The sequence below is a fragment of the Xylanibacter sp. genome, from assembly GCF_057607445.1.
This window is the reverse complement of record NZ_DBLZAX010000016.1, coordinates 62,842-76,241: the sequence shown is the minus strand read 5'-3', so window position 1 is coordinate 76,241 and position 13,400 is coordinate 62,842. Positions and strand designations below refer to the sequence as shown.

Here is a 13,400-nt window from a genome sequence, read left to right as displayed (position 1 = left end):
CGATGGTACTGCAATGCAATGCGGGAGAGTAGGAGGCCGCCTTTTTTTTCAGAGTTGAGTCCCTGACGTCAGTTATGACGTCAGGGACTCTTTTTTTTTGGTTCCACGGCGTATGGGACTTATGAGCCTAATAAGGCTAATAAGACTTATGGGACGGATGGGAATGATATTATGATGGAAATCATTATTTTAACCCCAATCGCTTTTTATGTTCAAATCCAAATATTTTAGCTATTATTTTTATAACATTGTCTTTATTGTGGCTTCTCCATGGTCAGTCTCTAAGAGACTGACCATGGAGAAGTCCCACGTAAAGACAATAATCTCACAGAGCGGCAGGCATATAGTATCAGAACTGAACAAGGAGATAGAAAAGTTGGGCAGGCGGATATCAGAGCTCATAGAGGCCAACTATGAACTCTCTGAGATTTACCGCATTGTAACTTCCATGCTGGGCATGGGATTCCAGAACGCGGTCTGTCTGATGGTATATACCTACAACTTCCGCAGGTTCAACTATGATGCAAGAAAGATAGCGTGTTACTATGGCATAGCTCCATTTGGCAAGGTTTCGTGTACCAGCATAAATACTGATCCCCATGTACACTATATGGCCAACCGGCAGATAAAGGCCATGTTGACGCAGGCGGCATTGGCTGCTATCAGATATAACAAGACCATTTCGAAATATTATTCGGGGCTTGTGGAAGAGGGGAAGAAAAATCAGGTCGCACTTAACAATGTCAAGAACAAACTGATCAATCTTGTTACTGCCATGGCCAGAAATAACAAACTTTACAATCCTGAATATAGAATGTCTACATAATTGTTTGAAAAATAGTTAAAATATTTGGATTTGAACATAAAAAGCGATTGGGGTTTAAGCCATACTATGCCATTCCTTGATATCTTGATATTGTTTTTGTATTGATTCTTGGCTAAATGTTGACGGAATAACGGTTTTATGTGCATAAAATCACGGATTTCCGTTATTGTGTAAATATATGTTTGTAGTTATATTTGCAAAAAATATTAAAAACAATATACATTCGTCTATGTAAATGTTGCAAACGACATCAGATGTGCCTGCACGCTGTAATAAGTTAAATATAATCTATATGCCATGAAAGAAATTCTGTTAACGTCAACTCTGCCTTACTGGTTTGTCTTCCTGCTGGTATTGGGCGGCTTCGTAGCCCTGTTGTTTCAGGGGCGAAACGGCAGTAAAAGCAACCTGCCTATACTCACGGCTGCCGGCTGCATGCTTGCCGCCACTATCCTCGAGGTTCTTATTTATGCCATAGTGGGCAACAACTGTATGTGGTGGTGCCTGTCAAAGGAGTACGGATTCTGGTCAAAGCTGTTCCGCATTATACCCTTTGCAGTGTTTGTGGTGCTTCAGATAGGACAGATATTCATGTTTAAGGGCGTACTTGAGGAAATGATGGGCAAGTCGCTCTCGATGAAACTGCTTTTCATCTGTTTTGTGCTTACGTTTCCCGTAGTGTTTGTGCTATCTGTCGGAGCAGACATCTTCGGCGCTTCCGATGATACGAAGAACAGCATCGGCACCACAGCCTTCTGGATTCTCGTCATAGCCGGACTTGCATGGTCGCTTGTGCGCAACATAATGTCTGTCGGTATAAAGCACGGCGTTGTCTTCACCGTGTTCTCGGCAGTCTGTGTCGTTGCCGTCTGCCTTGCTGTGTTTGTGTTCCTTGTAGCCCTTATTGCGCTGTTCTTCCAGGTGCTTATAACCGTGGCTGCCTGTGGCGCGATATTCTTTATACTTACAAACGGAATGGGCAAGGGCAGCTCGATGGTTGACGAGTTTGCCAACCATAAGTCTCCCGGACCGGTGTTTCGCGATGACGACGGACATCTGCACCATAATTCGGCGGCACGCGACAGTGCCAACCGGAAGATTGCCGAACGCAGGAACGGCGAAAGTTAGAAGTTACGAGCTTAAGTGCATTTTATAGAAATGATTGTTTAATATTAAAAATTTTTTTGGTTATGAAAAAGATTATCAGAACAGTTTGCATTGCTGCAATAGCTCTCTTTGCAATACCTCAGCAGGCCGATGCGCAGTTTTTCAAGAAACTGAAAGAAGCCGCTAAGGGCGTCGTGCAGGAAGTTACCGGAACCACTACTACCGGCACAGCCTCCACTACCACGACAGCTCAGAATGCTCCTTCTGTAAGCTATCTTCCGTCAGCCTCGGGTGTGTTGGTGGGCAATCCCGGCTCAAAGTATTTCACGCTGGAGTTTGTTGAGGCCAAGGGCAGCAAGGGCTCCAACCGCGTTGACATTTATGTTAAGGTAAAAGCCGTAAGTCTGAGTATACAGAATGCGCTTGTAGGCGGAGCCGGTCTTACAAAAGCTTATGATGCCGACGGCAACGAGTATGGTGCTGGCTGCGACTATGACGACAAGAAGAACCTTAATCCCGATGTGGCTGTAAAACTGAAGTTTGCCACTATCTGTGAGGTACCTTCCACGGTTACGTCGTTTGTACTTGTTAAAGGTCCGTGGAATCTTGGCGGAGGCCGAAACTCGTCGTCCATCAACGAGTATATTCAGTTGAAGAATGTGCCTATTGTATGGGAATGATACGAAACCGGTCAAATATCTGAATGGACTCTTTCTAATAACGTGAATGACGGGACGCCTTGCCGGCGCCCCGTTTCTTTTGTTGATTTTTTATATTTAATGTTTATTGTGTAGGTTGCTGCCCGATCTTGAGTTAAAGTTCCGGCATCTGAAAATTTAAGTTATAGTTTCCTGTCATAGTCTTGCCGTCTGCTTGATATAAGGCTGCAATCCTGCCGAAACTATATGACATGTCTGCGGTAAGTTGGGATATCCCGTCTCATTTTCATGCTATATTATTGACGTCCCTTTCCTGCCGCGCATAGATTTTAGGCTGTTAAGGCTTGTCGTAAAATTTCAGTATGTGCAGGGCAAGGCCGCGCATTTCCTCTCTCACCGCTTCAGGTTCTATTATCTCCAGCTGGTTTGCCTGCGCAAGTATCAGCTGATAGAAGTCGAACGTAGGCTTGAGGTGATATTCAAACAGCGTAGACTCTTCGTCGCTGCTGAGTTCGCGCTGCGACTCATGCAGCGGCAGCGTGCGCAGATAATCTACGAAGTTGTCGTATGCACGCACCACAATCCTTTGTAAAGGCTCGTCAGACGTAATCACTCCGCAGCAGCCTTCAAAGTATTTCGCCGCGTCGAAGTCTTTGTTCATTGTGAACGTCTTGTCCGTGTCCTGTATATCCATTATCCTGTCGAGGGCATATATCCGGAATACATCGTATGGCTTGATGCCTTTCTCTTTGTTCTTTTCAGAATAATAGGGACTTCGCGCCAGCACATACCAGCGGCGGTGAGCCACTTTAAGGCAGTATGGCTCTATGTCGAATGTTGTTGACTCCGACTTGCCGAATCCGTGATATGTTATGCTCAGCACCCTGTTGTTGCGCATGGCTTCTGCGATATGTGTCAGCCATGTCTGTCCCGACGGTATGTTCTCAAATATAATTCTGTTCTCCAGCTTGCTGTCGGCCTTTATCTGGTTGAGCGTAGAGTAAGAACTTATGAGCCAGTTGTACAGGTTGTTGCTTTCAAGCCTTTCAGGCTCGTCAATATAATATCTGTATCCGTCCTTCTTGTCGCATTCTATATACACGTCAAAGATGTCCTTTATTGCATCCTGGTGGCGATGGAATGTCCTCAGTGGCAGTTCCTCGCCATAGCTTAGTCCGCTTTCCTGCCACAACGAACATATTTCCTTAAATGTCAGGCGCTTATACCTGCGCAGGATGTCTATCAGCCATACATACCGTCCAAATATATTTGCTGCCATATATTTATTGTTTTTTTAGGTTACGCTGCAAAGTTACAATTTAGCCTGTGACAAATCATGACACAGGCTTGTCTTTTTTATTCTTTTGTCAGTAAATTTTCGTAAGAGATACTGCCGTGGAATGATGTATGCATCAAATTTTCGTGCCGCCTGGTATGTAGCAACAAAGCTAATGTACCGGCTGATTTGCAATTGTCGTGCAAGTGAGAGCAGAAGCATATTATATTTGGTTATGCCGAGCGCAGCCGACAATCAATAAAATTAATCTCCCTACAATAGGCATATACCAACAAAACTATTGTGCCGGCTGATTTGCAATCTGCCGGAATATAGTATAAGGATTTTTCAATCCGATTACTTCCTATTTTTTTGATTAATAGGTATGAGTCGCGGATCGCAGATCCTTATATTTGATGCTGTCGGATAGCATATCCGCCAGAACATTAGTCTTGTTGTTTCTCGATGCTGTCGAATTTTTCGCTGCGCTCAACAATACGTGCATATCCGACAGAACATTAAATGAGAAGGAATACGCAAAATTCCGTTATGTCTGATTATATTTTCATATCATTCGAATATGAAGCGCGATATTTTCTCTATTTCCTCTTTTCTGCGTTCCTCTATTTCTTCTTTGCCCCAATTCTCTTTTTTCATTATTTTCTTCACCACGGCAAAGCGGCTGTCTTTGTAGCATAGCTTGTTGTTGCCGCGTTCTTTCTTTTCCTTAAAAGTCAGATTGCCTATAGATCTGTTTATGTCATATTCGAGCAGCATCAGGTTGCCAATGCTGTTTTGTAAATCCCCGTCAATATCGGTTCCCTCTTTCTCATTGCAGTTGGCGTGAATGTGCTCAATGTCATAATAGCCCCATTCAAATTTTTCTTTTAGTTCTTCAAGCGTTGTTCCAACTTCTGATTCATCTATATAATCGCTTAACAGGCAAATCAGGTCTTTCCAAACCCTGTTGTCCGCTATAGGCTGGCCTATGCAGTTAGTTCTAAACATCCTGTTGTCATTTTCCTTTATCTTTTTAGTCAGCGATGAAAATATATCTTCTTTATTGTTTTGGAAATCCGCTGTCTTATTATAGATGTTACGCATAAATGAATGCATCTCGTTTACTTGCCGGGCATACATTATGCTCCAGCAGAAGAACATTCTGCATAGCAGGCGTAATACGCCGTAAACTTCATCAAGCCTTTCTTCTTTTTGTTTATCCTTATTTGAAAGCAATATCAGGTATGCAATGCTTAAGTAGCGGTTGTAGCGTGAGCGTTCTGTCAATGTGTAAGAAATAAATTCGTCGTTATTTCTAAAGTCGCTTCCCCTCCAAAGACACGCAACCTCTATAATATTCCATAAATCTTCCAAAGACAGCTCCACACGTTCAACTCCTGTCATGTCGTTATGTCCTTGTACGTTGAGCAAGACATCAAACAGTTCGTCAAAGAAGGTGTCGGTGGCTTTAGCGTAAAGGCTTGTCGGCAGTTTGTATTTCGAGATGATGTATTCTTTATAAATCGACCGCACCAGTCTGATGTCAATCAAATCCCAGTTATGTGTTTTTCTCCATTTGTCGTTTCTGATTTTCACATTCTTGTATATTTCGCCAATCTCATTAAAAGTTTCTTCACCAAGGCTCTTTATGTCGTGCAGATATTCATATAGGCGTACCTTAAACAAGTCATCACCGTTAAGGTCAAGACCGGCTGTGTTAATAGTGTTGAATATCTGAATGGTCTTGGATAATCCTGCCACTGTTTCGATAACCACAAACAATATGTCGTTTAAGATATATTCAACAAACGAATCTATATTCTCAGAGAATTTTGCAAGCTGATTTCCTTCATTGTCCGTAGTCATTTCTTTAAAACATTCGTCTATGACGGCAATGCTTTTGATATAGTTGTTTTGCTCTGTATCAAGGTCTGTCTTGTTTAGGCAATCCAACGAAAGCATGGCGTTAAGATATTCTTCTTCCTTGCCGTTGTTTACTCGTGTCTCTATCCAGTCAAGGCTTCCTGTCTGCTTTAACGCTTCGGCCGACGGATATTTCAGTTTCAGATATTTCAGCATGCATATAATCGTACTGAGTCTTTGCTGCCCGTCAATGACATCTTGTTCACATTCGTTTTCATTGATATATTTTTCATATGAAAGCTGCATGGTTCCAATAAATAAAGGCTCTTTTATTATCTTTCTGTCCACGCCCCAGAAGCCTTTGAATATGTCGTCAACAAACCTTGTTATCTGCTCGTATCCCCACGAATATTCTCTTTGATAAACGGGTATCACGTATCTTGTACGGCCGTTAATAATAGATTCTTTGCCGTTACATTCTTCTTGCTTGCCTTTAATTCTGCACGTCTTTGCCGTTATGTCCATTCTGTGTTCCAATTTTTCGTTAAATAGTTTTTTCACTTTTTCAGCTATAGAGTTTGCTTTAAAGAAACAACCTCTTTTATAATCGAACATTTGGTCTTTAGGTAAGTCCACTATCTTTACCTTAACTCCATATCCCCAGTCGTCTTCCAGGTCGAACGGTTCACCCTTCTTAACTTTAATGGCATTTTGCTTTATCAGTTCCTTTAATTGTATCGGGTCTGATGTAGCCTTAGCCACCGATTGAACAAACAGACCATCGGCAATAGCGAAATAGTCGCCCTTCTTTACTTCATTCTTAAAACGCTCTATATAGTCTCTATGTCCTAAGAAAACAACATTGCTCCTTCTGAATATCGAAATTATGCTTGAGTCTCGCCCACCGTCGTCGCTCCAGCGCGAGCCTATCTTCCATACGTTTGCCATAGCTTATTTAAAAATTTTGTGGTTACATAATGTCGTTCGTTGCTTGTGTATGCCGTGCAGACATTTTATTATGATGCCCAATCCTTAAAAATTTGTTTTTCATATTCTTGTGTTTTTATGTTATGTCGCAAAGTTACTCTTCTGCCTGTGAAAAATCAAGGCACAGCATTGTTTTTTTATTCTTTTAACCTAAATAGGTTATTTCGCTTGTTTTTTGTTGGTATTGTGGGCTATGTCAGGACATATCATCTGCAAGGCGGCAGTTTAAAAACAATAGGACAGCTGAAAGTATCAATATCTTTGTCCCGTGCCGCCGGGTATGTAGCAACGAAGCTAATGTGCCGGCTGATTTGCAATTGTCGTGCAAGTGAGAGCAGAAGCAAATTATATTTGGTTATGCCGAGCGCAGTCGACAATCAATAAAATTAATCTGCCGGAATTAAGTATAAGAACCAACGGTCAGCGAAGCTAATTTTTCAATCCGCTTGCTTCCTATTGCTGATTTATAGGTATGTTTTTCGGATCGCAGATCCTTATATTCGATACAGCCGGATAGCATATCCGGCAAAACATTAGTCTTGCTGTTTCTCAATGCTGTCGAATTTTTCCCGTGCCGACGGGTATGTAGCAACAAAGCTATTGTGCCGGCTGATTTGTAATCGGCCGGAATAAAATATAAGGATTTTTCAATCCGCTTGCTTCCTATTTTTTGATTAATAGGTATGTTTTTCGGATCGCAGATCCTGATATTCGATGCTGTCGGATGGCATATCCGACAGTACATTAGTCTTGCTGTTTCTCTGCAATTCGGTATGTAGCAACAAAGCTATTGTGTCTTGCTTGCTGCCGCATCTCATTAATCGAACTGATTAATGTTCGGAAATTTTATCATGACGGCACGATTGCGACAGAAAACTTTTTTATTTTGACGCTCTCAGACTTGCTGTCCTCATCTCATTTCCGGCTTTTCATGCGAAAAATGCTCAAAAATGAATATTTTTGTTAAGTTGCTGATATATTGTGAAATACGTGCTTTTGTGAATGAATGTGCAAATGTTAAAAAACATAACTCGGCCACTTACGGTCGGTTAACCATAGGTTTGTCTCTTGAAAGTGGTGGGTTTTAAGGCGGAAAAGTGCTGTTTTGTGCCACGAAAGATATGAAGAACGACGACATCAGAGTAAACATCTTTCTTGCATGTAGATATTGGTAAGCATCTGCGAATTTAATCATGGGGGATGCTGTTGTTATTGCCCGGTTTCCCCCATGTATGCAAATTTTATGTGGCGTTTGCGCCTGAATAGAATGTATTGTTGTTTCAATACAGATACCAATTCTTGTCATATCTTATGAGCTTTTTTGACTGCTGATGCATCTCATTTATCATTATGGTCAATGTACGTAAATCTTATTTATCCGGCATTATAAAAAGCAGAAAAGCCGTAAAAAGTCAGGACAAAATATTTTTTCAATCTGGAAAATCAATGTATAACGGATGTTAAAGATGTGACATCAAAACAGCAAATCTATTGACATCTGTTTGCTTTTGATGCATAAAAATGACGCAAAAGCATGGATTTTAAGGTGCAAAATGCCGTTTTTCGTGATGCAAAAGGGCTGCTTACGGTTGGTAAACCTATCGGTTTTGGGTGAAAAGTGGCCGAGTAATATTTTTTAACTATTGCGTTTTTTGTCCTGCAAAATGTGTAAAGCATTATATATCAACGTCTTAACAAAAACGCGCAAAATTCGCCATTTTTCGAGCCAAATCACGAAACTGTGACGAGCATGGCGATTCTGGAGGCGTTAAATGGTTATATTTTTAGGAGTTAAGGAGTTTTTTTAGTAGTTAAAGGAGTTAGAGTAGTTAAAGGAGTTAAAGTCATATGCTTTGTGGTTTAATAACAACGACATGTAGCAACAAGAGTAATGTGCCGGCAGATTTGTAATCTGCCGGAATTGAATATAAGGATTTACAATCCGATTGCTTCCTATTTTTAATTAATAGGTATGACTTGCGGATCAAAGATCCTCATATTTCATGCTGTCGGATAGCATATCCGACAGAACATTACTCTTGTGGCTTATTGTCCCGACCGACAGAACATTGCGCTCAACAATACTTGCAAATCCGACAGAACATTAGCTTTGTTGCTTTAAGACAATATTTTGTATCACCACAAAGCATTTGAATTGACTAACGTCGAACGATGTTTCTTCACTCTTCACTTAAACATGCTGTTGTTTCGGCTGATTTGCGCAAGTAGTAACGCGGCGAAAAATCTTTGTATGTGTTGTGTGGCAGCGAAGGTTCTTTAATAAAATAGATAATGTCTTAGCTTTGGTTTACATTTATCTGTGGTTTGACTGCTTTCCTTTACATATTGTTGTTTTGTTGTTGGTATTTGTATTTTTATAACATTAGAATTGTTGCATGAATTGAAATTTGTATATCTTTGCATGCAACTTTTAAAAACACAAATATGAAGAGAATAAAACGAATCAGTGCAATTTTGATTTTGTGCACATTGTTGTGTCTGCCTGAGCTGCATGCCCAGATTAGCAAATCTCCGGTCGACACGATACCTTTCGAACTGGGTGCCGACAACCGTCTGTATGTGACAGTCTATATCAACGGGCAGGACGACCGCCCCCTGCGCTTTCTGCTGGACACTGGAGCGACGGATGTGGCGCTTAATTCCAATTCGCCGCGCACCGAAGGGCTGGCTGCCTTTACGGGAAGTGTGGAGAACAATAGCGCCAATTCGGTGGAAACCATTCCTTCCACAGAGTCCTCTCAGGTGGTGAGGATGGGCAGCCGGGCCATTTCCGGATTGAAACTGATAGCTATTCCTTATCCGCCCGATGCCTGGGACGGTGTGCTGGGGCTGTCTTATCTGAGGAACTTTGATGTCCGCATTGATTATCGGCGGAAATCCATCTTCCTGTATGAATTGGGCGACGGGCAGAAGGCGGCATCGGACAAGGCTGTCAGGCTGAAGATGGACTATCGTCTTGGAGATCCTGGAGAGTCTGGATTGCCGGTCGTTCCGGTCGGCGTGCGTGTCGGCGGAGTGGATTATCTGGTGTCGGTAGAGGTGGATACCGGTTCCGACCGTGTGTTCGATCTCAATACACCTTTCGTCCGTCGCAACGGCCTGCTGGGCACACAGAAACCATTTGCCATCTCGCGCATAGCCGGTACGGTGAAGGACGGCGATGAACTTCAGAATGTGTACTTCGATTCGGTAACACTGGGAGATTCACTGACTTTGCCTCGCATACCCGGTGCCTTTTCTACGGTGACAACGGGTGTACAGGCCAGTGACGCGATGGACGGCGTGTTGGGCAACAACTTCCTGCAACGTTTCAACCAACTCTATGACTTCAAGAATAATTATCTCTATCTGGAGGTGAACGACCGGCTCTACACTCCTTTCTATGACTTTCTAGTTCGTTGAACAGGAAGTTCACATCCTTGTAATGCTTTGTACATATCCTTGACGCAGGTTGTGCACATCCTTGTGACAGGAAAACTACAAACTGAGTGCATCAGTTCTCTTTCAGTACCCCGTGCCGACGGATATGTAGCAACAAGAGTAATGTTCCGGCAGATTTGCAATTGTCGTGCAAGCGAGAGCTGAAGCAAATTATATTTGGTTATGCCGAGCGCAGCTGACAATCAATAAAATTAATCTGCCGGAATTAAGTACCTGCGCATAAACATTTGTGCTTAAACAAATAAGCAGACTTAAAATGATTAATAATTTCATTCGTCTCATAAAGCAGTATTTACTTTGATTTTGTTCGCATGTCAATAATTTATGTGCAAATTTGTAAAATATACGTGTCCTGCAAAAAGATATAATTATTTTATTTGGTAGCAGCTTCTTGTTGATAGCTGCGGCATGCTGACGCACAGGCATAAATATTATTTATGACAGATTTGTGGTCGTGTTTGTTTTAAAATCATTATATTTGCATAATGGTCATCCTTGGTGTCTGTCATACTTTAGGGCGCTTATACGGCAGGATGAATTTATGGTGAGAAGTGCGTGCAGGCGTTTGACTAAGACCAAAAAAGTGAAGTTATGAGCGAAGAGCAGTTTGTTCCGTTTATCGGTGTGTCGCGCCACAGAATGGCGACCGACGGCAACGGCGTTACCACGCTTGCCGCCTTTCACGGCTGCCGGCTCGGTTGTCGCTATTGTCTCAATCCGCAGTGCCGCGCAGACGATAGTCCGTGTTTGTGGCATACGCCCGAAACGCTGTATGAAGAAGTCAGGGCAGACGAGCTTTATTTCCTCGCCACAGGCGGCGGAATAACTTTCGGCGGAGGCGAACCGCTGCTTTATTCTGATTTTATCGTAAGGTTCAGAGAGCTTTGCGGACCGCAGTGGAAAATCAATGTTGAGACTTCGCTCAATGTGGCAGCCGCCAATGTTGAGGCCATAGCAGATGTTGTAGACACATGGTTTATCGACGTGAAAGACCTTGATGCCGACATCTACCGTCGCTACACGGGGCACGACAATGCGCAGGTAATAGATAATCTCTCGCTTATAGCCGGTGGCGGCAGGGCTGGGCGGTGCGTGATACGGCTTCCGCTCATACCCGGATATAACACCGATGCCGACCGCACAAGTTCAGAAGCCAGGTTAAGGAATATGGGCTTTGAACATTTTGACAAATTTAATTATGAAATACCATGACACGGGGAAAGGAAATTTGCGGAATACTGAAAGACATGCGCCGCCGTATAGCCGAGGCGAACGGTATTGAATATGTTGCAGCTGAATGCCGTTATGAAGGCGACTGCAGCGGCACTTGTCCGCGATGCGAGGCCGAGGCGGCTGCTCTATGGCGTCAGCTCGACATGCGCCGTGCCGCAGGCAGGGCAGTGGTGCTCGCAGGACTTTCAGCCGGACTGCTTACGGCGTCGGCACAGAGCAGCGGCGGAGCAGGGCAAGGCTGCGGCTCATGCCACTCAGGTTGTCAGCCGGCGGAAGTGTCAAGCCGTAATCCGGCTGCGGAAAATGTTGACACAATCAAGGTTATGCACAACAGCGGCAAGGCAGAGCCGCGCTTGTCTGCCGATAAAGACGACCGGCAATTGTTTGGCGCGATAAACGAAGTTATGCCGCAGTTTAAGGGAGGCGTCAAGGCCATGGCAGATTATGTCAAGTCGTCGGTAGACTCTATTATGGCTGAGCGCAACCTGACGGTCGACTCCCGGTCGGCAGGCCGTTGCGTAGTTTCGTTTACAGTCAGGAAAGACGGCAGCATAGCCGATGTTAAGGTCGTTAAGAAACTTAACGATGCTTTCGACAGCGTAGCCGTTGACGTGGTGAAAGGCATGCCGCGCTGGAATCCCGGTAAGCGGAACGGCAAATGCATAGATGTGAGATACACCATACCGATAATGTTCCGTGTTTACTCTGATGATGAGCAAATGGACAAGATGCTGCAATAAATTGGTTTGCAGATAGATTAATAAAAGGCAAACATGTAATCAGAAGCTGTGCCTGCAGCAGATGTCTTTATTGTGCCGGAACAATTTATGGGCTTTGTTTTTGTGAGGCAAGATTTTTTCTATATTGCGGTCTGCCGGAAAAAATACAGCCTTGCGGCATATCCTTTGTCAAGTTTCCGCAAGGCTGTATGTGTTGTTATGGTTTTACAAGCTCCATCTTTCCTTTGGCGTTCTTTCTGAAGTCGAGTTCATAGAACACCGTTGATGTCTGTCCCGCATTGCTTACGGTCTCCTTACCTTTCTCGATGACGTTGAGTTTTATTGAAACTTTCGGGTCGTCGTATGTGTTCATCGTGTAGCTGTCCATCGACTTAAACTCAAATTCGGCCGGTATCAGTGCCTTTGCAGCCTCAATGTCCTTCATCACTTCGGCAGGGTTAAGGTTGGCCATGTCTATGGCAGGCACGTCTTTGGCGTTGAGATTTTTGTGCCATTTCTCCCATCCTGCGTCAGTAAGCTCTGTTGCCTTCCAGCCCAGGTCAGACATGAACGACTGGTTCCACACGCGTCCGTCTTTGTCAACCATCTCATAGGTAAAAATAGAAACGTTGTTAGAAAGTTCGTCGCGCCCCATGCCTTCGGTCCACGACACGCTGATTATCTTCCACTGGTCGGGCTTGATGTTGTCGGCTGCTATCGATTTGGCTTTCTCAACAGCACTCTCTGTGTCCATTTTCACCCCTGTCAGATCTTTCAGCCCCGACTTGCTGCACGCCGTAATCATTATGGCTGCGAGGGCCAGCATAAGCACTCTCTGTAAGTTTTTCATAATAACTCAATTTTTTTAATTAAACAATAAATATTCTTTGTCTTTCTCTAAAGTGTTTTTACCGTGTTGACCATATGCGGCAAATAAAACCGAACGGTCGTTCATATTTGTCTGCAAATATATGAATTAAAACCGTTCGCATTGCAATTTCAACAAATTGTTAACACTTTATAACTTATCGCCGGGCGTTGCTTTGCGTCTGAAAGAAGCTTACATTGAGCCGGCGCCCAGCCGATGCGTGCAAAGCAGTTGCCGGCAACAATAGTATGAAAGGCATGCCGGCGTTATGATTAAACAGCCCAAACCATTAAAAATCAATGAATTTATTTTGTCTTGCCCCCGATTTGCATTATCTTTGCACAAGAAAAGCTGCATCTCGGCATACCGCTCAAGCAAGCTTGGCGATTCTGCTCTCGAT

The 13,400-nt window shown here is 43.4% G+C and carries 9 protein-coding genes; 6 read left to right on the top strand and 3 right to left on the bottom strand.

The annotated features are described in order from the left end of the window. The first annotated feature begins 295 nt into the window (after positions 1 to 295). The 3 genes from ACZMIG_RS12130 (at position 296) to ACZMIG_RS12120 (ending at position 2,613) form a co-directional block, all read left to right on the top strand. Positions 296 to 826 (top strand): transposase, encoded by a 531-nt coding sequence (locus tag ACZMIG_RS12130; protein ID WP_302698439.1) that lies wholly within the window; start codon positions 296 to 298, stop codon positions 824 to 826. Between the two features lie 297 nt (positions 827 to 1,123). Then, on the top strand, positions 1,124 to 1,954 hold the full coding sequence (locus ACZMIG_RS12125) for a hypothetical protein (RefSeq protein WP_487889624.1): 831 nt from the start codon (positions 1,124 to 1,126) through the stop codon (positions 1,952 to 1,954). A gap of 62 nt (positions 1,955 to 2,016) precedes the next feature. Beyond that, positions 2,017 to 2,613, top strand: a complete 597-nt coding sequence (locus tag ACZMIG_RS12120; protein WP_125104904.1) for a hypothetical protein — start codon at positions 2,017 to 2,019, stop codon at positions 2,611 to 2,613. A gap of 316 nt (positions 2,614 to 2,929) precedes the next feature. On the opposite strand, the gene ACZMIG_RS12115 is transcribed toward ACZMIG_RS12120, so the two are convergent. Next, positions 2,930 to 3,871, bottom strand: a complete 942-nt coding sequence (locus tag ACZMIG_RS12115; protein WP_487889623.1) for a helix-turn-helix transcriptional regulator — start codon at positions 3,869 to 3,871, stop codon at positions 2,930 to 2,932. A gap of 567 nt (positions 3,872 to 4,438) precedes the next feature. Continuing rightward, entirely contained in the window at positions 4,439 to 6,679 is a 2,241-nt protein-coding gene (locus ACZMIG_RS12110; RefSeq protein WP_487889622.1) for a DUF262 domain-containing protein, read from the bottom strand. Between the two features lie 2,484 nt (positions 6,680 to 9,163). Here ACZMIG_RS12110 and ACZMIG_RS12105 point away from each other — a divergent pair. The 3 genes from ACZMIG_RS12105 (at position 9,164) to ACZMIG_RS12095 (ending at position 12,153) form a co-directional block, all read left to right on the top strand. Next, a complete protein-coding gene (locus ACZMIG_RS12105) occupies positions 9,164 to 10,141 on the top strand; it encodes a retroviral-like aspartic protease family protein (protein WP_418874962.1) in 978 nt (325 codons plus the stop codon). Between the two features lie 630 nt (positions 10,142 to 10,771). Further along, the gene (locus tag ACZMIG_RS12100; protein ID WP_487889621.1) at positions 10,772 to 11,392 is read left to right on the top strand and encodes a radical SAM protein; all 621 of its coding nucleotides are present in this window, start codon (positions 10,772 to 10,774) and stop codon (positions 11,390 to 11,392) included. After that, the gene (locus ACZMIG_RS12095) at positions 11,389 to 12,153 is read left to right on the top strand and encodes an energy transducer TonB (RefSeq protein WP_487889620.1); all 765 of its coding nucleotides are present in this window, start codon (positions 11,389 to 11,391) and stop codon (positions 12,151 to 12,153) included. Before ACZMIG_RS12100 ends, ACZMIG_RS12095 begins: the two co-directional genes overlap by 4 nt. A 196-nt stretch (positions 12,154 to 12,349) precedes the next feature. Here the strand turns inward: ACZMIG_RS12095 and ACZMIG_RS12090 are convergent, their stop codons facing one another. Beyond that, positions 12,350 to 12,982 carry a hypothetical protein gene (locus ACZMIG_RS12090; RefSeq protein ID WP_021855398.1) on the bottom strand — a complete coding sequence of 211 codons (633 nt, stop codon included), beginning with the start codon at positions 12,980 to 12,982 and terminating at the stop codon, positions 12,350 to 12,352. Positions 12,983 to 13,400 lie beyond the last annotated feature (418 nt).